Consider the following 23337-nt stretch of genomic DNA (forward strand, 5'->3'; position numbering starts at 1 on the left):
TCTGGTAACGGCCAATTGGCCTGGTGCGACGGTGAGTTGGTTGATTCCGGTGGCCCGCCCTCTCTACATTCCTCCGCCGTGTGCATCGAGCACCGCTCGGGTACGTCCGCCGGCCGGCATCAGGCAGAGCACGACCGCCGCTCCGGCGGCGGCGGACGGGGCGGGCGCGACGAACCGCGGCCATACGCGGCAAGACGCGCTCCGTCCGGGGGAGCCCGGGTTCGTGGAGAGGGAACCACATGTCCGACTGTGCTGATACCACCCGCAACACCGACCGCCCCGGCAGCGCCCGCAAGGGCCGCACGACGGCCGCGCTGGCCGGAGCCGCCCTGCTGGCCCCGCTGGGGCTGCTGGCCGCGACCGGCAACGCCGCCGCGGCGGACAACGGGGTGTGGGACCGCATCGCCCAGTGCGAGAGCGGCGGCAACTGGCACATCAACACCGGCAACGGTTACTACGGCGGGCTCCAGTTCTCCGCCGGCACCTGGCGCGCGTACGGCGGCACCGCCTACGCCCCGACGGCCGACCAGGCCTCCAGAAGCGCGCAGATCACCGTCGCCACCAAGGTCCAGGGCGCTCAGGGCTGGGGCGCCTGGCCGGTCTGCTCGGCCCGCGCCGGAGCCGCCGGCGCCGCCCCGGCGTCCGCCTCCGGCACGTCCTCCGGGAACAGCGCGTCCCACAGCAGCGCGACCGGGAACAGCTCGACCGGGAACAACAGCCCGGCCCGGAACACCGCGACACCGAGGAGCGCGACGACGCCGTCCGCCCCGGCCGCGACGCCGGAACGCCCGGCGGCCACCACCAACCGCAGCGCGTCCCGCGGGGCCTACACGGTCCGCGAGGGCGACACCCTGAGCATCATCGCCGCCCGGTACGGAACCAGCTGGCAGCGGCTCTACGCCGCCAACAGGGCCGTCATCGGCGCCGATGCCGACCTGATCGTGCCCGGCCAGCACCTCGCGCTCTGAGCCCCCGTGTCCTGAGCCCCGGGTTCTGAGCCCCGGGCCGCTCACGGCAGGCAGCCGCTGTACCGACGAGGGCAGCGGCTGTCCGCGTCCACCGGCGGCCCCGGCGCCCCTGGAGCCGGCCGGGGCGGTCGAGAGGATCAGCGACCGGCTTGGTGCCGCTCGGGCTCGGGTTGCGGAGCCTGGCCCGCGTACTCCGGGTGGTGCAGGTCGAACGCCGGGGACTCCGAGCGGATCCGGGGCAGGGTGACGAAGTTGTGCCGGGGCGGCGGGCAGGAGGTCGCCCACTCCAGGGAACGGCCGTACCCCCAGGGGTCGTCCGTCTCGACCTTCGCGCCGTGCACGGCCGTCGTCCAGACGTTGTAGAGGAACGGCAGCGTGGACACGCCCAGCAGGAACGCGCCGATCGTGGAGACCGTGTTGAGCGCCGTGAAGCCGTCGGCCGCCAGGTAGTCGGCGTACCTGCGGGGCATGCCCTCGGCGCCCAGCCAGTGCTGCACGAGGAAGGTGGTGTGGAAGCCGATGAACAGGGTCCAGAACTGGATCTTCCCGAGCCGCTCGTCGAGCATCCTGCCGGTGAACTTCGGCCACCAGAAGAAGAAGCCGCCGAAGACCGCGAAGACGACCGTGCCGAAGACGACGTAGTGGAAGTGGGCGACCACGAAGTACGAGTCCGTGACGTGGAAGTCCAGCGGCGGCGACGCCAGGATCACCCCGGACAGCCCGCCGAACAGGAAGGTCGCCAGGAAGCCCAGCGTCCACAGCATCGGCGTCTCGAAGGACAGCGAGCCCTTGATCATCGTGCCGGTCCAGTTGAAGAACTTCACGCCCGTCGGCACCGCGATCAGGAACGACGTGAGCGAGAAGAACGGCAGCAGCACCGCGCCGGTGGCGAACATGTGGTGCGCCCACACCACCACCGACAGCCCGGTGATCGTCATGGTGGCGCCGACCAGCGTCAGATATCCGAAGACCGGCTTGCGGCTGAACACCGGGATGATCTCCGTGACGATCCCGAAGAACGGCAGCGCGATGATGTACACCTCGGGGTGCCCGAAGAACCAGAACAGGTGCTGCCACAGCAGCGCGCCCCCGTTGGCCGCCTCGAACACCCGGGCGCCGAACCGCCGGTCCGCCTCCAGCACCAGCAGCGCCGCCGCCAGCACCGGGAAGGCCAGCAGGATCAGGATCGACGTGAACAGCGTGTTCCAGGTGAAGATCGGCATCCGGAACATCGTCATCCCGGGGGCGCGCATCCCGATGATGGTGGTGATGAAGTTGACCGCGCCGAGGATCGTCCCGAAGCCGGACAGCGCCAGCCCCATGATCCACAGATCCGGGCCGAGGCCGGGGGAGTGGGCGGAGTCGTTGAGCGGCGCGTAGGCGAACCAGCCGAAGTCGGCCGGCCCGTCCGGCACCAGCAGCGAGCCCATCACGATCAGCCCGCCGAACGTGAAGAGCCAGTACGACAGCATGTTCAGCCGGGGGAACGCCACGTCCGGCGCGCCGATCTGCAACGGCATCAGCTCGTTGGCGAAGCCGGCGAAGCTCGGGGTGGCGAACAGCAGCAGCATGATCGTGCCGTGCAGCGTGAACAACTGGTTGTACTGCTCGCTGCTCATGAGCTGGAGTCCCGGCCGGGCGAGTTCGGCGCGCATCAGCAGGGCCATGACCCCGCCGGCCAGGAAGAAGCAGAACCCCGTGATCAGGTACAGATGCCCGATCCTCTTGTGGTCGGTGGTGATGAGCCACTCGACGAGCAGCCGGCCGCCCCGGCCGCTGCGCACCGGCCGTGCCGTCGTCCCCGCGACCTCGGTCCCCATCGCTCGCTCGCCCCTTCGCGTCGTCGCGCCCGGGCCCGCCGCGGCACGCGGCGCGCGTGCCCCGCGGGCCGCCGTCCCGCCGCGCCCCGGGCCGTGTGCCCGGCACGGGGCGTACGGCGGTTGTGTGCTGAATCCGTGAAATCTCGTATGCGGCGTCAGCTCCCGTGGCACCGCACGGGATTGCGGGGGGAATCGCGGCGCGGGCCCGCCCCGATCTCCACCGGGGCACTTTCCGCCGGGTAATTCCAAACGGTTCGCCGACACGCGTGAATTGCGCTCGATTACCCCGATAGGCCGAACGGAAACCCTCGTTCGGGTGATGGCAGGCAGCGATGTCAGCGGATGTCAGGATGGCTGAAACCGGGCCGGGAGGCTGTGACGAAGGTGTGACCGGAACCGGATACGGCTCTTACCCCGCTGTGCCCGCTTCCGTCATCGCCGTATGCGGCCTAGCGTGGCGGCATGGCACCGATTCCCACTCCGCCAGCGGAGCCCCAGGACAGTCCGGACGGGTACGTCGGTCTCGACGCCCCACAGGCCGAGCGGCTCGCCCGGGAGCGCGGCTGGCCGTCGGTACGGTCGCTGCCGCCGGGCACGGTCATCACCATGGAGTACCGTGCGGGCCGGCTGAACTTCGAGGTGCGGGACGGCCGGGTGGCCCGCGCCTGGAAGGGCTGACCCCCGGCCGGGGACACGGACACCGACACGGCGAAGGCCCCGCTCCTCCCCGGGGAGGAGCGGGGCCTTCGCCGTGGCGCGGGGTGGTGGTGCGTACCGGACCCCGGCGCCGTTCCCGCCGTCAGCCGCCTGTCAGTGGGCGGGCCGGCTGGGACGTACCGCGGGGGAGACGGTCGGAGTGCGGCGGGCGGCGGCTGCCCACCGGGGTGACCGGGGTGCGTTCCGAACGGGCCGTGTGCGGCCCAGGGGCCAGGTGGGCCGGACCCCTGGAGGCCCGGGTCGCGGAGACCGGCTCGCGGACCGGCGCCGGCTCCGCCGCGGTGCCGCGCGGCCGGAGCGCCACCGGCCGGACCGGGACGGCCGGTTCCGGCGCGGGCAGGCCGCCGCGGGCGCGCAGACGGTCGCGCAGGACGAAGAGCCACAGCTCGGCCTGGGCGATCAGCGGCTCGAACCAGGGCAGGGCGAGCAGGATCAGCAGGCCCGCGGCCCAGCCGAGGAGCACGTCGCTCAGCCAGTGCGTACCGAGGTAGACGGTGGTGAGGCCGACGCCGAGCGAGGTGACCGCCGAGAGGGCCGACAGCCAGCGGCGCGCTCTCGGGGTGGAGGCCAGATACGCCAGGATTCCCCAGGTCACGACCGCGTTGGCGGTGTGGCCGCTGGGGAATATATCGCCGCCGAGGCCCATCTCGTTGGAGCCGATCACGGTGGCGTAGTGCGGACCGAGCCGCCCCATGCCGAGCTTGGCGGCGCCGACCGTGATGTTCAGCAGCAGCAGCGAGGCGGCCAGGGTCAGCAGCGGGCGGAGTGTGTGCTGCCGCCAGGAGCGCCAGCCGAGCCAGGCCGCGACCATCACCGCGGTGGGGCCGCGCTGGCCGAGCACCACGTAGTAGTCGAGGAAGGCGTGGATCTGCGGCCACTGCTGGTACGGCCGGAAGAACATGACCTGCCAGTCCAGCCGGACCAGCCAGGAGGTGGTCACCACGGCCCACACGATCGCCAGGTAGAAAGCCAGGGTCGCGGAGAACAGGACGACCCGGTGCCGGCTCATCCTCGGCACATCGATGTGAGCCGGTCGTTCGGGCTCACGGTCCAGTCTGGTGAACACCCGGTCCAGACGCCGGATGAGGTTTCGTTCGGTACGCACCCAATCGACGTTACAGCGAGTGAGCTGTGTCCCCGGTCGAAACAGCGGCTTTGTGATGACGATGTGATGTGGCAAACCTCTCAAGGGCGGCCCGAATTCCCGGGATTCCGCAATCGTGCGAGGCCACCCGCGCCAATTCCTTTGATCATGCCGGGTGTTGTTTATATGGCGCTTATGAATGCGTTAACCCGGTCCTGGCGCGGATTTCTCCCGGGCGTCATCGGGGGCGCCGGGGCCGGTCACGGCGGACCGGAGCCGTTCAGCCAGAACGCGCCGTAGACCGCCGCCGCCACCGCCAACCCCGCCGTGACCAGGGCGGCTCGGGAGGTGCGCGACCGGGCCAGGGCGCAGGCGAGCGGCAGCAGCACCGGGAAGGCGGGCATCAGCAGCCGGGGCTTGGAGCCGAAGTAGCTCGACGCGCACAGGGCGAGGGCGAGGACGACCCCCGTGTACACCAGCAGCGCGACAGGCTGACGCGCGCGGACGCCGCTGACGTACAGCCAGATCAGCAGGGCGACGCCGGTGATCAGGGCGAGGCCGGCGAGGGCCGACGGGAATGACGTGAACTTGTCGCCCACGAAGCGGGCGAAGGCGTAGCCGCCGTCGAACCCGTTGCGCCACCCCGCCTGGACGTCCAGGTACCCGAGCGGCCCCCCGCCCGTGCGCCGCCCTACCCAGAGGACGTAACCGGCGGCACCGAGCGGAGCGATCAGCATGCCGAGCGCGCGGCGCCGGGCGGGGGCGCACGAGGTGGATGGTGCGCCGACAGGGCCGGCGGGCGAGCGGGCGGGGGTGTCCGTCGGCGCGCCCGGTGTGCGCGCCTGGGCGTGGAGGCCGCCTCGCCCGCCCGGCGTGCGCGCCAGGGCTCGCGGGACCGTCGACGCACCCGGCGCGCGCATCGCGCCGCGCGCTCGCACGAACGAGACCACGCCCACCACCCACACCGCGGCGACCACCGCCACCCCCACCGGCCGGGTCAGCCCCGCCAGCCCGGCGAGCACGCCCGCGGTCAGCCACCGCCCGTCCAGGACCGCGTACAGCGCCCAGGCCGCCAGCGCCGTGAACAGCGACTCGCTGTACGCCATCGACTGCACGGCCCCGACCGGCAGCACCGCCCACAGCAGCACCGCACAGACCCCGGTCCGGGACCCGTACGCCCGGTCGGCGACCGCGAAGATCCCGGCCGCCGCGGCCAGGGACGCCAGCAGGCTCACCACGAAGCCGGCGTCCGCGTACGACAGCGGGGCGAGCGCGTGCAGCAGCCGCTCCAGCCACGGCAGCAGCGGGAAGAACGCCAGGTCGGAGTGGACGTCCCCGTTCGGCAGCCGCACCTCGTAGCCGTACCCCCGTTCCGCGACCCGGGCGTACCAGAGCGAGTCCCAGCGCGCGGTCAGCAGGGTGTACGCGCTCCTGTCGCGCGCGGCGCTCCACACCGCCAGCACGGCCAGCCCGAGGGCGCGCACCGCCGCGTAGCCCAGGACGGCGGGGGCCGCCCGGCGCAGGAGGGAGGCGGGGGGCGCGGCTGCGCGCGCGGCGAGATCGGTCACGGGCTCGATTATCGACCGCACCCGGAACCGCACCGGTCGCCGGGGCGCGGTCAGGAGAAGGAGGCGTGGCGTACGCCACACGGGTCCCGTCGCGCGTGTGAGATGTCCGCCACGTGGCCGCGCGGCGAACTCGCGTACGCTGACGAGTCACTCGCACGGGTCCGCGCGGGCCGGGGACACCGCTCCTCCCCGGCCGTACCACAGGGAGTCCCCACCCTGCCGGTCCGCCCCGCACGAGGGATCATCTGGGAGGTACCTACATGTCCGGGACGACCACGGCTGCCGCAGGGCCGCGCCGTCGGGCGCCCGGGGCGGATGCCCACCGCTGGGTCGTCCTCGTCGTCCTCTGTGCCAGCCTGCTGCTCGTCGCCCTCGACGCCACGGTGCTGCACGTGGCGGTTCCCGCCGTCACCGAGGACCTCCGGCCCGGGGCCGTGGAACTGCTCTGGATCGTCGACGCCTATCCACTGGTCTGCGCCGCGCTGCTGATCCTCTTCGGCACCCTCGGCGACCGGGTCGGCCGCAGACGCGTCCTGCTGCTCGGCTACGCCCTGTTCGGCGTGGCCTCGGCCGTGGCCGCGTTCTCGGGGACCGCCGAGATGCTCATCGTGGCCCGCGCGCTGCTCGGCGTCGGCGGTGCCATGATCATGCCCGCGACCCTGTCGATCCTGCGCCAGGCCTTCCCCGACCGGCGCGAGCGCGCCCTCGCCATCGGCATCTGGAGCGCGGTGGCGGCGGTCGGCGCGGCGGTCGGACCGCTGCTCGGCGGCTTCCTCCTCGAACACTTCTGGTGGGGCGCGGTCTTCCTGGTCAACATCCCGCTGATGCTGGTCAGCCTCCCGGTGGGCCGGCTCCTGCTGCCCGAGTCGCGGGGGGAGCGCGACGGCCCCTGGGACGTGACCGGCGCGCTGACGGCGGCGGCCGGTCTCTTCGGTGTCGTCCTCGCCGTGCAGCGGCTCGGCGGCGGGGAGGCGGTGGCGAGTCCCTTCACCGCGCTGCCACTGCTGACCGGCGCGGGTCTCCTCCTGCTCTTCGTACGGCGTCAGCGACGGCTCCCGTACCCCCTGGTGGACCTGCGCATGTTCCGCCGGCCCGCGTTCAGCACCTCGGTGGGCTGCATCGTGCTGGCCATGCTCGCGCTGGTCGGCCTGGAGCTGATCGCCGCCCAGTACCTGCAACTGGTGCTGGGCCTGTCGCCGCTGGAGACCGGCCTCAGGCTGCTGCCCCTGACCGTCGCCGCGATGGCGGCGGGGCTGGCGGGCGCGCGCATGCTGCGCCGTTTCGGGCCGCGCCGGACGGTGTCCTCGGGCTTCTGCCTGACGGCGGTGGCCGTGCTGACCCTGACCGTGATGGGCGGCGCCGACGATCCGCCGCTGCTGCTGGCCGGCTTCGTGCTGCTGGGCTTCGGTCTGGAGACCACGCTGTTCGGCGCGTACGAGTCGATGCTCAGCGAGGCCCCGGCCGACCGGGCCGGCGGCGCGGCGGCGATCGGTGAGACGTCGTACCAGCTCGGTGCAGGCATGGGCATCGCGCTGCTGGGCAGCGTGATGAACGCGGCCTACGCCCCGGCGCTGCGGTCGGTGCCGGGCGTGCCGCGGGGCGCCTCGGACGCGGCGGGACACTCCCTCGGCGAGGCGTACGAGGTCGCCGGACGGCTCGGCGGGCCCGCGGGGGCCGCGCTGCGCCGGGCGGCGCGGGACTCCTTCGTGCACGGGCTGCATGTGACCCTGCTGGTGAGCGCGGGCCTGCTGCTGCTGGGCGCGCTGATGGCCCTGCGGCTGCCGCGGACCATGCAGTGCGACGAGGGGCCGGACGGAACCGGGGCCGAGGTGCCGGCACCGCGGGAGGCGGCGGCCGGCCGGCCACGGGTCTCCGCCTGAGCCGCTCTGGACGTGCGGGACACCGCACCGTAACGTCGGCCGGAGAGCCGTGACTAGCGCTGCTAGTTTTACTCCGTTCCCATGTCCCGGATCCATGTCCCGGAGGGTGTTCCATGTCCGCGTCCGCCAAGCTGCCCCCGTTCGACCCCGCCGACCCGCTCGGGATCGACGACCTGCTGGAGCCGGAGGACCTGGCCGTCCGGGACACCGTCCGCGGCTGGGCGGCCGACCGGGTGCTGCCGTACGTCGCCGACTGGTACGAGAAGGGCGAGCTGCCCGTGATCCGGGACCTCGCCCGCGAACTCGGCGCGCTCGGCGCGCTCGGCATGTCCCTCACCGGGTACGGATGCGCGGGCGCGAGCGCCGTGCAGTACGGGCTGGCCTGTCTGGAGCTGGAGGCGGCCGACTCGGGCATCCGCTCCCTGGTCTCGGTGCAGGGCTCGCTCGCCATGTACGCCATCCACCGGTTCGGCAGCGAGGAGCAGAAGCAGCAGTGGCTGCCCCGGATGGCCGCGGGTGAGGTGATCGGCTGCTTCGGGCTGACCGAGCCCGACCACGGCTCCGACCCCGCCGCCATGCGCACCCACGCCAAGCGGGACGGCGGGGACTGGGTGCTCAACGGCCGCAAGATGTGGATCACCAACGGGTCCGTGGCCGGGGTCGCCGTCGTGTGGGCGCAGACGGAGGACGGCATCCGCGGATTCGTCGTGCCCACGGACAGTCCCGGCTTCTCCGCGCCCGAGATCAGGCACAAGTGGTCCCTGCGCGCCTCCGTCACCAGCGAACTCGTCCTCGACGACGTACGACTGCCCGCCACGGCGGTGCTGCCCGAGGTCACCGGACTGCGCGGACCGCTCAGCTGTCTGTCGCACGCCCGCTACGGCATCGTCTGGGGCGCGATGGGCGCGGCCCGCAGCAGCTTCGAGGCGGCCGTGGAGTACGCGCGGACGCGGGAGCAGTTCGGCCGGCCCATCGGCGGCTTCCAGTTGACCCAGGCCAAACTCGCCGACATGGCGGTCGAACTGCACAAGGGCATCCTGCTCGCCCACCATCTGGGGCGGCGGATGGACGCCGGCCGCCTGCGTCCCGAGCAGGTCAGCTTCGGCAAGCTCAACAACGTCCGCGAGGCCATCGACATCTGCCGTACGGCCCGGACGATCCTCGGTGCCAACGGGATCTCCCTCGAATACCCCGTGATGCGGCACGCGACCAACCTGGAATCGGTGCTCACCTACGAGGGCACCGTCGAGATGCACCAGCTCGTGCTGGGCAAGGCGCTCACCGGGCTCGACGCCTTCCGGTGAGCCCCGTCGGGGCGGGGCCGGGAGCGGCCCCGCCTCAGCTCTGGTTGAAGAAGCCGTCGGAGCGGTGCGAGGACGCCTCACCGCTGATGATCTCGGTGTCGGCGGGGGTCAGCAGGAACACCCGGTTGGAGACACGGTCGATCGAACCGCGCAGCCCGAAGATGAGCCCCGCCGCGAAGTCCACGACGCGCTTGGCGTCACCGGGCTCCATGTTGGTGAGGTTCATGATGACCGGGACACCGTCCCGGAACAGCTCGCCGATGGCGCGGGCGTCCCGGAAGCTGTCCGGGGTGACCGTGCCGATTCTGCGGTCCCTCTCCTCGGCCGTGTCCGTGGCCACCTTCACGCGCGGGTCGGTGACCCAGGCGTCCCCGGACTCGGAGCCCTCGGAGTAGTCGTCGTCGTAGTAGCGCTCGTCATCGTTGTCGTCGACGAGGCCGAGCCACGCACTCGCCTTGCGTACCGATCCCATGGACGCCTCCTCTCACAGCGTTCTTTCTTGCTTTCCGTATCCCTATGGTCATCCATGATGCGGACGGTGCGCCAAGTGGATAGACGCCGCGCGGGGGGTTTGTGACGGTACTGGTGCACAGCAGATCCGTCGAGAGTCCTTGTGCCCCAAGGGGCCGGACTCATACGGGTGCTGACTGAGAGTGAAATATGATGGTTCACGGCGGACGGGTGATGCACAGTGCGTATGGGTGAACCCCAACGTCTTACCACACTACGGGCGAAACCGGCAGACCGCGTGTGCGTAATGCGGACGGCGCACCCGGCGCTCCGGCGCGCGGACCCGGGCCCGCGCGCCGCCGTGACCACGGCCGGTCCCGGGGATCGTGACACGTTATGACGGGCTGCTCATATCCGCCCTGACGGAGCCTCAGGCGGAGCCGGGGCCGGGACGCGCCGAGCCCCCGGCGGGGCCGGGGCCGTTCGGCCGGCTTCGCCAGGGGCTCGGGTGCGACGGGGGACCGGAGGTCCCGCTTCCCTAGTTCTTCAGTTCCGGAGGGGAGATCCGCGACCTGTCGATCGCGGAGCCCGTCGTGTCCCACTTCTTGAGGATCCGGTCGTAGGTGCCGTCCGCGAGCAGCTTGTTCACCGCCGCCCGGAAGGCCGGGGCCAGCGCGGTGCCCTTCTTGAACGCGAAGCCGACGTCCAGGCGGTGGAACTCGTTGAGGAACTTCAGCCCCTGCTGGTGGGCGACGGCGTAGCGCAGCCCGTTGATCGTGGACATCACGACGTCGCTGCGGCCCTGCTGGAGCGAGGACCAGATCGCGCTCGTCTCGCCGTACGTCTGCACCTGGTAGGCCTTCTTGCCCGCGTCGGCGCACACGTGCTTGTTCTCCTCCAGCGTGGCCTCGAAGGTCGTGCCGGCGGCGGTCGCGACGGTCAGGCCGCACAGCTCCGTCAGCTCCGTGATCTTCGAGAGCTTGCTGTCCTTGCGGGTGGCGAAGCCCTGGCCGTCGTTGATGTAGGTGACGAAGTCGATGGTCCTGCGGCGCTCGTCGGTGACGCCGAAGTTGCTCGCGCCCACGTCGTACTTGCCACTGTCCAGGGCCGGCAGGATCGCCTCGAAACTCGCCTGCTCCAGCTTCAGCTCGATGCCCAGCACCCGGGCGACCGCCTTGGCGAAGTCGACGTCCTGCCCGGTGAGGGTCGTGCCGTCGGCGAGGTAGGTGGTGCCGGGCGGGGTGCCGCCGACGCTGACCGCGACGGTGAGGCCGGTGGTGCCCGCCGGCAGCAGCTTCGCCGCGGCCTCGTCCTTCTTCTCGGCGGAGACGACGTCCGTGGTGGGCACCTTGACGGACCTGGCCGCCACTCCGGAGGCGTCCGTCCCGCCCGCGTCGCCGGATCCGGAACCGCAGGCCGTGAGGAGCAGGGCCGCCGACGTGATGCCGACAAAAGATATGAAATGGCGATAGGCAGGCTTACGCATCGGGGAGCGGTCTCCTGGAGCCGAAGGGGGTGCGACAACGCGAGGGGAGGGGTGCGCGTGTGAAGGCGGAGAAGCGGGAGAACGCGAGTGCGCCCGCCGTGAGGGCGGGTGTGCGCAGGGGGTCAGCTCAACAGGAGGAGGACCACACGCGACCGAAGTCGATGTGGGAGCGGGTGACCAGCCACTGCTGTGGATGCATGGGCCAAGTGGAACAGGCATTCGGTTCCGCGTCAACCGAGTTGAGATGTAGTGCTCACAGTACGGACAGCCTTGACAGCGGAGGGAAACGCCCCCGTACTCTCGGTGCACGGCCCTGCTGAGGGGCTCGGCCGTAGCGCGCCGCATGGCGCGTCCGTGTGAAGGCACCACCCCGTATCGACGACTCTCCCCCACTCCCGGCCTGGCCCGAGCGGGGGACTCGCCCCGTCACGGAGCCTTCGCATGTCATCCGACACCCTCGCCAAAGCCCCCGCGGTCCCGGATCTGCCCGAGCCGGACGTCCCGCGGATCGTCCCGCAGCGCCGGTACGGGCAGTGGGCCGCCGCCGTCGCCGTCCTCGTCCTGCTCGGCCTCGCGGTCAACTCGGTCGTGCGCAACAAGGCGTTCCAATGGGACGTCGTCGCCGACTACTTCACCTCGGACTCCGTCCTGCGCGGGCTGTGGCTCACGCTGTGGCTGACCGCGGTGGTGATGGTCCTCGGCTTCGCCCTCGGCACCCTGCTCGCCGCGTTCCGGCTCTCCGCAAACCCCGTGCTGCGCGCGGTCGGCTGGGGCTACGTGTGGCTGTTCCGGTCGATCCCGATCCTGGTGCAACTGCTGCTGTGGTTCAACATCGGGGCGCTGTACCCGCAGGTCCTCGGCGTGAAGACCGTCAACCTGCTCAGCCCCGTGGCCGTCGCGGTCGTCGGCCTCACGCTGCACGAGGCCGCCTACGCCGCCGAGGTCGTCCGCGGCGGCATCCTCTCCGTGGACCGCGGCCAGATCGAGGCGGCCCAGGCGCTCGGCCTGAGCCGGTGGCGGCGCTGGTGGCGGATCGTGCTGCCGCAGGCGATGCGCGCCATCGTGCCGCCGGCCGGGAACATGCTCATCGGCACCCTCAAGGGCACGTCGATCGTCAGCGTCATCGCCGTCAACGACCTGCTCTTCTCGGCCCAGTTGATCTACCACCGCACCTATCAGGTGATCCCGCTGCTGATGGTCGCCACCCTCTGGTACGCCGTGGTCACCTCGCTGCTGGGTGTCGGCCAGTACTACGTCGAGAAGCGCTACGCGCGCGGCACGGAGAGCGCCCGATGAGACAGCAACTGGTGATCGTCGGAGCCGGTCCGCGGGGGACCGGCATCCTCGAACGCCTCGCCGCCAACGCGCCCGCCCTGGCCGCCGGTTCGGGCCTCGACATCCACCTGGTCGACCCCCATCCGCCGGGCGGCGGACGCATCTGGCGTGAGGAGCAGTCGCCGCTGCTGTGGATGAACTCGCACGCCGAGGACGTCACCATGTTCACCGACGACACGGTGGCGATGGACGGCCCGGTGCGCGAGGGCCCCACCCTGCACGAGTGGGCCCGGCTCGACGGCCGCGTCTTCGCCGGCCGCCGGGTCCAGGGCCGCTATCTGCGCTGGGTGTACGAGCGGGCCCTCGCCGACCTCCCCGCCGACGTCTCCGTGTACCACCACCCCCGGCGCGCCCTCCGGGTCGGCGGGCCGCGCGAGGGCCGGCAGCAGGTGTGGCTGGAGGGCCGCCCGCGCCCCCTCCTCGCCGACCTGGTGATCCTCACCCTCGGCCACCTGGACACCGAACTGGACGAGGAGCAGGCCGAGTTGGCGGAGTACGCCCGCGAGCACGGCCTGGTGCACCTGCCGCCCGACTTCACCGCCGACAGCGACCTCTCGTCGCTCGCGCCCGGCGAACCCGTCCTCGTCCGCGGGTTCGGCCTGGCCTTCGTCGACCTGATGGTGCTGCTCACCGAGGGCCGCGGCGGACGGTACGAGGGGGAGACGTACCTCCCCTCGGGGCGGGAGCCGGTGCTGTACGTCGGCTCGCGGCGCGGAGTGCCGTACCACTCCAAGATCGGCTACGACTGGACCGGCGACCGCCCGCCGCTGCCCCGCTTCCTCGGCCCCACCGAGGTGGCGGAACTGCTGGCCCGGCCCGGCGGCTTCGACTTCCGGCGCGATGTGTGGCCCCTGGTCGAGAAGGAGCTGGGCTTCGCCCACTACCACCGGCTGTTCACCGCCCACCCCGGGCGTACGGCGATGACCTGGGCCGAATTCGAGAAGAGGTACGCGGTGGCCGGCGACCCCGCCGAGCTGCGGGTGCTGGTCGCCGCGGCCGTACCGGACCCGGCCGACCGGCTCGACCTCGCCGCGCTCGACCGCCCGCTGGACGGCGTCCGGTACGCCTCGCACGAGGAGTTCCAGGCGGGGCTCAGGGACTATGTCGAAGCCGACCTGGACCGGCGTCACGACCCCGCGCACAGCGCGGACCTGGGCGTCTTTCTCGGGCTGCTCTCCGTCTACGGGCAGCTCGTGCGGCTCGGCGACATCGGGCCCTGGTGGCACGGTTTCTTCAGCCACCTGGCGTCCGGGCCGCCCGGCCCGCGGCTGCGGCAGATGCTCGCGCTGTCCCGGGCCGGGCTGCTGAAGTTCGTCGGCGCCGGCATGACCGTCACCGCCGAGGACGGGGTGTTCCGGGCCACCGGCCCCACCGTGCCGGGGTTCTCAGTCGAGGCCCGGGCGCTGGTCGAGGCCCGGCTGCCCGAGCCCACCGTCGGGCGCGCCCGGGACGGCCTGCTGCGCGAACTGCACGCCGACGGCGCCGCCGCGACCCCCGACGGGCTTCTCCGGGTCGACCCCCGCGACGGCCGCGTCCTCGACGGCGCCGGGCGCCCGCACCCGCGGCGCTTCGCGCTCGGGCCGTACACCGACACCCGCACCCCCGGCGCCTTCACCCGCCCCCGCACCGGCGGACCCGCGTTCCGGCAGAACGACGCCACCGCCCGGGCGGCGCTGGTCCTCCTGCGGGACCTGGCCGGCCGCCTGGCCGCCTGAACCCCTCGACTCGAAAAGGAACTCACCCGCCATGACCGTCATGGTCGACATCAGGTCGGTGCACAAGAGCTTCGGCCCGCTGGACGTGCTCCGGGGCATCGACCTCCAGGTGCGCGCCGGCGAGGTCACCGTAGTCCTCGGCCCGTCCGGCTCCGGCAAGTCCACGCTGCTGCGCACCATCAACCACCTGGAGAAGGTGGACCGGGGCGAGATCAGTGTGGACGGCGCGCTGATGGGCTACCGGCGTGCCGGGGACCGACTGTACGAGCTGCCCGAACGGGAGGTGCTCCGCCAGCGCACCCGGATCGGGTTCGTCTTCCAGAACTTCCGCCTCTTCCCGCACCTCACCGTGCTCGACAACGTCGTCGAGGCGCCGGTGTCCGCGCTGAGGCGGCCCCGGAAGGAGGCGCTGGAGAACGCGCGCCGGCTGCTGGAGCGGGTCGGGCTCGCGGACAAGGCCGGCGCCTATCCGCGGCAGTTGTCCGGCGGGCAGCAGCAGCGGGTCGCCATCGCGCGGGCACTGGCGCTGGAGCCGAAGCTGCTGCTGTTCGACGAGCCGACGTCGGCGCTCGACCCCGAACTGGTGGGCGAGGTCCTCGACGTCATCCGGGACCTGGCGGCGCGGGGCAGCACGATGATCGTCGTCACGCACGAGATCGCGTTCGCCCGGGAGGTCGCCGACACGGTGGTGTTCATGGCCGACGGGAGGATCGTCGAGCAGGGGCCGCCGCAGGAGGTGCTCGGCGCCCCGCGGGAGGAACGGACGCGGACGTTCCTGGCGAAGGTGCTGTGAGGATGGCGGCCGTGGCCACCGGGGGCGGCGCGCCGGGCACCGCACCGGCCGTCCGGACGGCGTCGGCGGCCCCCCGGCCGCGCCCGGGCGGCGGCTCGCCGTCGCGGGGGGAACGGGAACCGCGGAGGCACCCGGCATGAGCAGTCTGCTGCACCTCGCCGCCGCCGTGGACCAGCCCGGCACCCCCGACGCCGGCACCTGCGCCGAGCTGGCCCTGCTCGCCGAGCGCGGCGGGCTGGACTTCGTGACGCTGGACGACTGCTTCGCCCGGCCCGGGGCCGACGCGCTCGGCGTGCTGTCCCGGCTGGCACCCGCGACCCGGCGCATCGGGCTGGTGCCGACCGTCACCACCACCCACACCGAGCCCTTCCGGGTGCAGGCCGCCGTGGCCGCCCTGGACCGGGTCAGCCGCGGGCGGGCCGGCTGGCGGATCGACGCCTCGGCCACCGAGGGGGAGGCCCGGCTGTCCGGCCGCCGGTACGCGGGACCGCCGAAGACACCGTGGCGGGAGGCGGGCGGGGGCGCCGACGCGGCGGCCGGGCCGTGGGACAGCCGGGAGGACGGCGCCGGGATCCGGGACGCGGCCACCGGCCGGTTCCCGGACCGGGACCGGCCGGACCGGGCCGACCTCACCGGCACCGCCTTCTCGGTCCGGGGCCCCGCCACCGTGCCCCGGCCGCCGCAGGGCCACCCCGTCCGCGTGGTCGACGCCACCGACGACCACGCTCTCACGGTCGCCGCCCGGTACGCGGACGTGGCCCTGGTGCGGGCCACGGCCCCGGCCCAGGCCGCCGGCCTACGCGACCTGTTGAGGGAACGGGCCCGCGCCTCCGGCCGCGACCCGCGTACGCTGCGGATCCTGGTCAGCCTGCTCGTGGACCTCGGCGACGGCGAGCGGGCGGCCGAGCCGGGACACGGCGGGGGCGGCCCGCGGCCCACCGCGCGGGGCCCGCTGTACCGGGGCGGCCCGGTCGATCTCGCGGAACTGGTCACCGCCTGGCACGCGGACGGCGTCACCGACGGCTTCCACCTGATCCCCGTCGAGCCGCGCCGTGACCTGGAGCGGCTGGTCAACGGCACGGTGGCGCTGCTCCAGCACCGCGGTCTGTTCCGCACCTTCTACCCGGGCGACACGCTGCGCGAGCACCTGGACCTGGGCAGGCCCGCCGCCGACCGGTACGCCGTGACCGGGGGGACTTCATGACCGGCGGGACTTCATGACCGGGCGGGACGTCATGGCCGTACGGCGGCGGGTGCATCCGGCGGCCGTGAGGTGAGCGGCCGTGAGGTGAGCGGCCGTCAGTCCCGCCCCGAGGTCCCGGCCGGCGGACCGGAGGAGTTCGTGGACCGGGTCGTGCCGCCGCTCCAGGAGCGCGGCGCGTTCCGCACGCGATACCGGGGCGCACCCCGCGCCCCCGGTCCCGGCCTGCCGCACCCGCCGGGGAGCGGCAGGCCGCACAGGAAAGGAGACAACGGTATGACGACGGACGCATCCGACGCCTGGAAGCAGTGGCACGAGGAGCGCGTGAAGGCGGTCACGGCCCCCTACGGGCCGCTCGCGCTGACCGGGACCCACTGGATCGAGGACTATCCGGAGGGTCGACTTCCGGACATTCCCGGGAACTGGGTGGCCGAAGAGGACGGGGTGGTGCTCACCGCCGGCGACGCCGACGGCCTGACCCTGGACGGCCGGCCCCTCGCGGGGGCGGTTCGGCTGGCCGCCGACCGCGGCCCGGAGGCCGGGGCGCGGGTCGCGCTGGGCGAGAAGCGACTGGTCGTCCTGGTCCGCGAGGGCGTCTGGGGAGTACGGGTCCACGACCCCGGTGCCGAGGCCCGCCGCGCCTTCCCGGGCATCGAGGCCGGCCCCTACGACCCGGACTGGGCGGTGCCGGCGCGGTTCACGCCGTACGACGTCACGCGCACCGTACGGGTCGGCAACGCGGACGGCCGTGACCGCGGGTTCGACCTCGCCGGGGAACTGGGCTTCACCCTGGCCGGGCGGGAGCGGACCCTGAAGGTCGCGCGGCAGGCGGACGGGGCGCTGTGGGCGGTGTTCGCCGACGCCACCAGCGGCGACACGAGCTTCCGGTTCCGCTTCCTGTTCGCCGGGGCGCCGGACGGCGAGGGGCGCACGACCGCCGACTTCAACCGCGCCCAGCTCCCGCCGTGCGCCTTCGCCGACCACTTCCTCTGCCCCTTCCCGCCCCCCGGGAACACGCTGGACGTGGCGGTGCCGGCGGGGGAGCGCCGGGTGGGCTGACCGGGGCGCGCGGCCGGGGCCGGCGCGGGGCGCCTTGATGCTTTCGAGTGGTTCGGGGGCGACGGCCGAAAGGCACCCTTGTGCCGACCGGCCGTTCGGCCGAATACTCCCCCCAGCGCTTGTCAGGGGCATGCAATTCGGATCCGGTCGGCTCCCTGGCTGCGCCTCACGGGCCCCGACCCCACGCGGGCCCCCCGACTTCCCTTGGAGGGAACGACACGTGAGGATCAAGCGCATCACTCCCCGCAACGGTGCCACGAGACGGACCCGGCTGACCGCCGTGGCCACCGGCTTCCTGGCCGCAGCGGCGTTCGCGGCCCCCACCGCCAACGCCAGCGACACCCACACGTTCAGCGCCGCCGAGCTGAGCAGTGCGAGCGACTCCGTCCGCAAGGCGGACATCCCCGGTACGGCCTGGGCGGTCGACGGCAGGACCCACCGCGTCGTCGTCACCGTCGACAGCACGGTGTCCCCGGCCGAGATCGCCACGATCAAGCAACGGGCGGGCGCCGACGCGGGCGCGCTCACCATCAAGCACACCCCCGGCAGGTTCAAGAAGCTGATCACCGGCGGCGACGCCATCTACGGCGGCGCCTACCGCTGTTCGCTCGGCTTCAACGTGCACAGCGGCAGCACGTACTACTTCCTGACCGCCGGACACTGCGGCGAGGTCGCCTCCACCTGGTACAGCAACTCCAGCAAGACCACGGTGCTCGGCACCAACGTCGGCTACAGCTTCCCGGGCAACGACTTCGCGCTGGTGCGCTACACCAACTCCTCGGTGGCGCATCCGAGTGCGGTGGGCAGCCAGACCATCAGCAGCGCGGCCACCCCGTCCGTGGGGACGACCGTCTACCGGCGCGGCTCCACCACCGGCACCCACAGCGGCCGGGTGACGGCGTTGAACGCCACGGTCAACTACGGCAGCGGTGACGTCGTCTCCGGGCTGATCCAGACCACCGTCTGCGCCGAGGGCGGCGACAGCGGCGGCCCGCTCTACGGAGGCAGCGTGGCCTACGGTCTGACCTCCGGCGGCAGCGGCGACTGCTCCTCGGGCGGTACGACCTTCTTCCAGCCGGTCACCGAGGCGCTGAGCTACTACGGGGTCACCCTGCCCTGACGGTCGCCGGGGCTCGCCCCGGTGACATGAGCCCCCGCTGGCGAGCGCGAGCGCGAGCGGGGGCTTCGCCGTGCCCCGGACCGGCCGGCCATGGCGGCCCCGGCGGGGATCACGGCGGTCGGCGGGCCTTGCCGGGCCGCCTGCGCCGTGTCCCCGCGGTCCGGCCGGTGCGGGTGTTTGCGCAGGTGGGAGGCGCCCGAACGGTTGTCGTACACATGTTCGGGAATGGGGGTATGGTGGGGTGAGGGAGTTGGAACAGATGTTCGAGAGCCGTTCGGGGCTCACGAGTGCGGGAGGTGGGCGTGCCGGGCTTCGCGCATCTGCACACCGTCTCCGGGTTCTCCCTGAGATACGGGGCCTCGCACCCGGAGCGGCTGGCCGAGCGCGCCGCGGAACGGGGCATGGACGCCCTCGCCCTGACCGACCGCGACACCCTCGCCGGCACGGTGCGCTTCGCCAAGGCCTGCGCCGGCGCGGGCGTCCGTCCGCTGTTCGGCGTGGACCTGGCGGTGGAGGCGGGGCAGGACGTACGGCGGGACCGGCGGCGGACCCCGGTGCGCGGCGGCGCCTTCGTGGACGAGTCGGCACCCCGGGTGACCTTCCTCGCCCGGGACGGCGCCCGTGGCTGGGGCGGCCTGTGCCGGCTGGTCACACAGGCGCACGCCGGCGGGGGCACGCCGCTGCTTCCCTGGTCCGCGCACCAGGGGGACGGCCTGGTGGTGCTCCTCGGCCCGGGATCGGACGTAGGGCGCGCGCTGGCCGCCGGGCGGCCCGACCGGGCGGCGGCGCTGCTGGCCCCGTGGCGCGAGATCTACGGCGACGCGCTGCGCCTGGAGGCCGTCTGGCACGGCCGCACCGGCACGGGAACCGGCTCCCTGCGGCTCGCGGCCCGTACCGTCGGCTTCGCCGCCGAGCAGGGGATCCGGCCGGTGCTCAGCAACGCCGTCCGGTACGCCGACCCCGGCCAGGGGCCGGTCGCCGACGTGCTGGACGCCGCGCGCCGTCTGGTGCCGGTCGACCCCCGGGGCGAGCTGGACTCCGGCGAGGCCTGGCTGAAGGACCCGCGGGCCATGCTGCGGGTCGCCGAGCGGGTCGTGGAGGCCGCCGGGTTCCGCCCGGACACCGCCCGCCGGCTGCTGGAGCAGACCCGGGCCACGGCCGCCGAGTGCCGGGTCGACCCCGAGGACGGCCTCGGCATCGGCACCGTCCACTTTCCCGAGCCGCGCCTCGTCGGCGCCGGCCTGCGCACCGCACAGCGGACGCTCGCCTCACGGGCGACGGCGGGGATGCTGCGGCTCGGGTACGGCGGCCGGCGCGCGTACTGGGAGCGGATGCACCACGAGCTGGACATCATCGCCCACCACGGCTTCGCCTCCTACTTCCTGACGGTCGCCCAGGTGGTCGACGACGTACGGGAGATGGGGATCAGGGTGGCCGCGCGGGGCTCCGGCGCCGGGTCGCTCGTCAACCACCTGCTCGGGATCGCGCACGCCGACCCGGTCGGGCACGGGCTGCTGATGGAGCGCTTCCTGTCCAGGGAGCGCGTCGTGCTGCCCGACATCGACATCGACGTGGAGTCCGCGCGCCGGCTGGAGGTCTACCGGGCGGTCATCGGCCGGTTCGGTGCGGAGCGGGTCGCGACCGTCTCCATGCCGGAGACCTACCGGGTCCGGCACGCGATCCGGGACGTGGGCGCCGCGCTGTCCATGGACCCGGCCGAGATCGACCGGATCGCCAAGTCTTTTCCGCACATCCGTGCCCGGGACGCCCGGGCCGCCCTGGCGGAGCTGCCCGAGCTGCGGCGGCTGGCGGGGGAGAAGGAGAGGTACGGCAGGCTGTGGGAGCTGGTGGAGGCTCTCGACGCCCTGCCGCGCGGGATCGCCATGCACCCGTGCGGGGTGCTCCTGTCCGACGCCTCCCTGCTCGCCCGTACGCCGGTGGTGCCGACCAGCGGCGAGGGGCTTCCCATGTCGCAGTTCGACAAGGAGGACGTGGAGGACCTGGGGTTGCTCAAGCTGGACGTGCTGGGCGTGCGGATGCAGTCGGCGATGGCGCACGCGGTCGCCGAGGTGGAGCGGGCGAGCGGGGAGCGGATCGACCTGGACGCGGTGCCGCCGGAGGACCCGGAGACGTACCGGCTGATCCGGTCCACCGAGACCCTCGGGTGCTTCCAGATCGAGTCGCCGGGCCAGCGGGACCTGGTGGGGCGGTTGCAGCCGGCCACCTTCCACGACCTGGTGGTCGACATCTCGCTGTTCCGGCCCGGCCCGGTCGCCGCCGACATGGTGCGGCCGTTCATCGAGGCGCGGCACGGGCGGGCGCCGGTGCGCTGTCCGCACCCGGACCTGGAGGAGGCGCTGAGGGGGACGTACGGGGTCGTCGTCTTCCACGAGCAGATCATCGACATCATCGCCGTCATGACCGGCTGCGGCCGGGGCGAGGCCGACCGGATGCGGCGCGGTCTGTCCGATCCGCAGTCGCAGGGGCGGATCAAGGTGTGGTTCGCCCAGCGGGCGGCGGCCAGGGGATACAGCGCAGAAACGATTCAGCAGACCTGGGGGACCGTGGAGGCCTTCGGGTCGTACGGCTTCTGCAAGGCGCACGCGGTCGCCTTCGCCGTACCCACCTACCAGTCGGCCTGGCTGAAGGCGCACCACCCGGCCGCCTTCTACGCCGGGCTGCTCACGCACGACCCCGGGATGTACCCGAAGCGGCTGCTGCTGGCGGACGCGCGGCGGCGCGGGGTGCCGGTCCTGCCGCTGGACGTGAACGTCTCCGGGGTCGCCCATAAGATCGAACTGGTGTCTGAATCCCCGGGGGTGTGGGGGCTGCGCCTCGCCCTCTGCGACGTGCACGGCATCAGCGAGGCCGAGGCGAAGCGGATCGAGGACGGCCAGCCGTACGCCTCCCTGCTGGACTTCTGGGAGCGGGCCCGGCCCAGCAGGCCGCTGGCGGGACGGCTCGCCCAGGTGGGGGCGCTGGACGCCTTCGGCGCCAACCGGCGCGACCTGCAACTGCACCTCACCGAGCTGCACCGGGGCGCCCGGGGCGGTGGCGGCGGCCAGCTCCCGCTCGCGGGAGGCCGGAAGACCGCGCCGGCCGGCCTGCCGGACCTGACCCCGGCCGAGCGGCTCAGCGCCGAGCTGGGTGTGCTGTCCCTGGACGCCTCCCGCAATCTGATGGACGACCACCGGGAGTTCCTCGACGAGCTGGGCGTGGTCTCCGCGCGCCGGCTGCGCGAGGCACGCCACGGCGAGACCGTGCTGGTCGCGGGCGCCAAGGCGGCCACCCAGACCCCGCCGATCCGCTCCGGCAAGCGGGTCATCTTCTCCACGCTGGACGACGGCACCGGACTGGTCGACCTCGCGTTCTTCGACGACTCGCACGACACGTGCGCCCACACCGTTTTCCACTCCTGGCTGCTGCTGGTGCGCGGAGTGGTGCAACGGCGCGGCCCGCGCAGCCTGAGCGTGGTGGCCTCCGCCGCCTGGAACCTCGCCGAGCTGGTGGACGTACGCCACGAGGAGGGACTCGACGGGGTCGCCGCCCGGCTGGCCGCACCGTCCGGCACGGCCGGGCAGGGGTCCCCGGCGGGGGACGGCGACGGTCCGGCCCGGGCCCGGCTCGCCGGTTCGGACGGGCTGCCGGCCCCGGCGGGTTCCGCGGCCCAGGACGCGATGGACCGGCGGCGGATCCGCCTGCCCACGGGGTACGAGATGCACCCCTGGGCCGATCTGCGCCCCGCAGGCGAAGGGCCCGCGGTGGGAAGGAAACTGTGGCACCAGAGTCCGGGGAGTGCGGGATGACCATCCTCTGCGTACGTTTCCAGCCGCCGCCGGTGGACGAGGCGGCCCTGCCGGAACTGCTCGGACTGCTTGAGGAGTTCACACCGGTCGTGGAGGCGCTGCCCCCGGACGGGGCGCTGGCCGATCTGCGCGGCGCCGAGCGGTACTTCGGGCGCGGCGCGGTGGAGCTGGCCTCGGTGATCCGGGTACGCGCCCTCGCGCGGTACGGCGTCGACTGCGTGATCGGCGCCGGACCGGGCCCGATGCTGGCCCGCGTGGCGCTGCGCGACGCCCGGCCGGGGGTGACCTGCGCGGTGCCCGAGGACCCCGACGGCATCGCCGGGTTCCTCGCCGACCGGCCGGTGTCCGCGCTGCCCGGCGTCGGCACGGCGACCGCCCGCACTCTGGACGAGTACGGCCTGGACACCCTGGGCCGGGTCGCCGCCGCGCCGCTGTCCACGCTCCAGCGCCTGATCGGCGCGAGGGCGGGCCGGGAACTGCGCGAGAAGGCGGCCGGTGTCGACCGCGGCCGGGTCGTACCGAACGCCGTCTCCCGCTCCCTGGCCACCGAACGCCCCTTCCGGCTGGACGAGCTGGACCCCGACCGGCACCGCCGCGCCCTGCTCTCGGCGGCCGAGGAGCTGGGCGCCCGGCTGCGCGCCCTGGAGAAGGTCTGCCGCACCCTGACCCTCACCGTGCGCTACGCCGACCGTTCCTCCACCACCCGCAGCCGGACCCTCGCGGAGCCGACCGCGCACTCGGCCGCGCTGACGAGGACGGCCTACGGCATGTACGAGTCCCTGGGCCTCCAGCGGGCCCGGGTCCGTGCGATCGCCCTGCGCGCGGAGGACCTGGGGGCCGCCGACCAGGCCTCCCACCAGCTCACCTTCGACCCCGTGGACGAGAAGGTCCGCCGCATCGAGGAGGTCGCGGACCGCGTGCGGGCGAAGTTCGGGCCGCGGGCGGTGTTGCCGGGGCGGCTGGCCGCCTGACCGCCCTGCCCCGGCGTCAGTTGGCCCACGGCGGGGTGAGGTGCGTACCGTCGGCCGGCT

17 protein-coding genes are annotated in these 23337 nt (G+C 73.3%); 12 read left to right on the forward strand and 5 right to left on the reverse strand.

Annotation, left to right across the window (positions count from 1 at the left end):
• Positions 1 to 239: 239 nt before the first annotated feature.
• Entirely contained in the window at positions 240 to 968 is a 729-nt protein-coding gene (locus D9753_RS28010; protein ID WP_121789536.1) for a transglycosylase family protein, read from the forward strand.
• A gap of 137 nt (positions 969 to 1105) precedes the next feature.
• Here the strand turns inward: D9753_RS28010 and ctaD are convergent, their stop codons facing one another.
• Complete coding sequence (gene ctaD, locus D9753_RS28015; protein ID WP_121789537.1) at positions 1106 to 2788, reverse strand: aa3-type cytochrome oxidase subunit I; 1683 nt, start codon at positions 2786 to 2788, stop codon at positions 1106 to 1108.
• Between the two features lie 462 nt (positions 2789 to 3250).
• Between ctaD and D9753_RS28020 the strand changes: the two genes are divergently transcribed.
• Positions 3251 to 3466, forward strand: coding sequence for an I78 family peptidase inhibitor (locus tag D9753_RS28020; RefSeq protein ID WP_121789538.1), 216 nt, complete (start codon positions 3251 to 3253; stop codon positions 3464 to 3466).
• A 121-nt stretch (positions 3467 to 3587) separates the two neighbouring features.
• Here D9753_RS28020 and D9753_RS28025 read toward each other — a convergent pair whose 3' ends face one another.
• Together D9753_RS28025 and D9753_RS28030 are read right to left on the reverse strand one after the other, a co-directional pair.
• Positions 3588 to 4610: a phosphatase PAP2 family protein gene (locus tag D9753_RS28025; protein WP_121789539.1), complete on the reverse strand. Its 1023-nt coding sequence runs from the start codon at positions 4608 to 4610 to the stop codon at positions 3588 to 3590.
• Positions 4611 to 4849: 239 nt separating this feature from the next.
• Positions 4850 to 6157 carry a glycosyltransferase family 39 protein gene (locus tag D9753_RS28030; RefSeq protein ID WP_121789540.1) on the reverse strand — a complete coding sequence of 436 codons (1308 nt, stop codon included), beginning with the start codon at positions 6155 to 6157 and terminating at the stop codon, positions 4850 to 4852.
• Between the two features lie 260 nt (positions 6158 to 6417).
• Between D9753_RS28030 and D9753_RS28040 the strand changes: the two genes are divergently transcribed.
• Both D9753_RS28040 and D9753_RS28045 read left to right on the forward strand, forming a co-directional pair.
• The gene (locus D9753_RS28040) at positions 6418 to 8037 is read left to right on the forward strand and encodes an MFS transporter (protein WP_121789542.1); all 1620 of its coding nucleotides are present in this window, start codon (positions 6418 to 6420) and stop codon (positions 8035 to 8037) included.
• Positions 8038 to 8150: 113 nt separating this feature from the next.
• Positions 8151 to 9341, forward strand: a complete 1191-nt coding sequence (locus tag D9753_RS28045; RefSeq protein WP_121789543.1) for an acyl-CoA dehydrogenase family protein — start codon at positions 8151 to 8153, stop codon at positions 9339 to 9341.
• A gap of 34 nt (positions 9342 to 9375) precedes the next feature.
• On the opposite strand, the gene D9753_RS28050 is transcribed toward D9753_RS28045, so the two are convergent.
• Both D9753_RS28050 and D9753_RS28055 read right to left on the reverse strand, forming a co-directional pair.
• The gene (locus tag D9753_RS28050; RefSeq protein WP_121789544.1) at positions 9376 to 9813 is read right to left on the reverse strand and encodes a cell division protein SepF; all 438 of its coding nucleotides are present in this window, start codon (positions 9811 to 9813) and stop codon (positions 9376 to 9378) included.
• Between the two features lie 516 nt (positions 9814 to 10329).
• The gene (locus D9753_RS28055; RefSeq protein WP_121789545.1) at positions 10330 to 11277 is read right to left on the reverse strand and encodes an ABC transporter substrate-binding protein; all 948 of its coding nucleotides are present in this window, start codon (positions 11275 to 11277) and stop codon (positions 10330 to 10332) included.
• Positions 11278 to 11718: 441 nt separating this feature from the next.
• On the opposite strand from D9753_RS28055, the gene D9753_RS28060 reads away from it, so the two are divergent.
• The 8 genes from D9753_RS28060 to D9753_RS28100 all read left to right on the forward strand — a co-directional run bounded on the left by D9753_RS28060 (position 11719) and on the right by D9753_RS28100 (position 23277).
• Positions 11719 to 12573, forward strand: coding sequence for an amino acid ABC transporter permease (locus tag D9753_RS28060; protein WP_121789546.1), 855 nt, complete (start codon positions 11719 to 11721; stop codon positions 12571 to 12573).
• Entirely contained in the window at positions 12570 to 14327 is a 1758-nt protein-coding gene (locus tag D9753_RS28065; protein WP_121789547.1) for an FAD/NAD(P)-binding protein, read from the forward strand. The genes D9753_RS28060 and D9753_RS28065 overlap by 4 nt, the downstream gene beginning before the upstream one ends.
• Before the next feature lie 31 nt (positions 14328 to 14358).
• Positions 14359 to 15120, forward strand: a complete 762-nt coding sequence (locus D9753_RS28070) for an amino acid ABC transporter ATP-binding protein (protein ID WP_121789548.1) — start codon at positions 14359 to 14361, stop codon at positions 15118 to 15120.
• Positions 15121 to 15256: 136 nt separating this feature from the next.
• Positions 15257 to 16324 (forward strand): LLM class flavin-dependent oxidoreductase, encoded by a 1068-nt coding sequence (locus D9753_RS28075; protein WP_121789549.1) that lies wholly within the window; start codon positions 15257 to 15259, stop codon positions 16322 to 16324.
• 273 nt (positions 16325 to 16597) lie between these two features.
• On the forward strand, positions 16598 to 17380 hold the full coding sequence (locus D9753_RS28085) for a DUF1684 domain-containing protein (protein WP_121789551.1): 783 nt from the start codon (positions 16598 to 16600) through the stop codon (positions 17378 to 17380).
• Positions 17381 to 17600: 220 nt separating this feature from the next.
• Positions 17601 to 18500: a S1 family peptidase gene (locus D9753_RS28090; protein ID WP_121789552.1), complete on the forward strand. Its 900-nt coding sequence runs from the start codon at positions 17601 to 17603 to the stop codon at positions 18498 to 18500.
• Between the two features lie 302 nt (positions 18501 to 18802).
• Positions 18803 to 22306 (forward strand): DNA polymerase III subunit alpha, encoded by a 3504-nt coding sequence (locus D9753_RS28095; protein WP_121791326.1) that lies wholly within the window; start codon positions 18803 to 18805, stop codon positions 22304 to 22306.
• The gene (locus D9753_RS28100) at positions 22303 to 23277 is read left to right on the forward strand and encodes a DNA polymerase Y family protein (RefSeq protein WP_121789553.1); all 975 of its coding nucleotides are present in this window, start codon (positions 22303 to 22305) and stop codon (positions 23275 to 23277) included. Before D9753_RS28095 ends, D9753_RS28100 begins: the two co-directional genes overlap by 4 nt.
• Positions 23278 to 23337: the final 60 nt, after the last annotated feature.

Source organism: Streptomyces dangxiongensis (assembly GCF_003675325.1).
Lineage (GTDB): Bacteria > Actinomycetota > Actinomycetes > Streptomycetales > Streptomycetaceae > Streptomyces > Streptomyces dangxiongensis.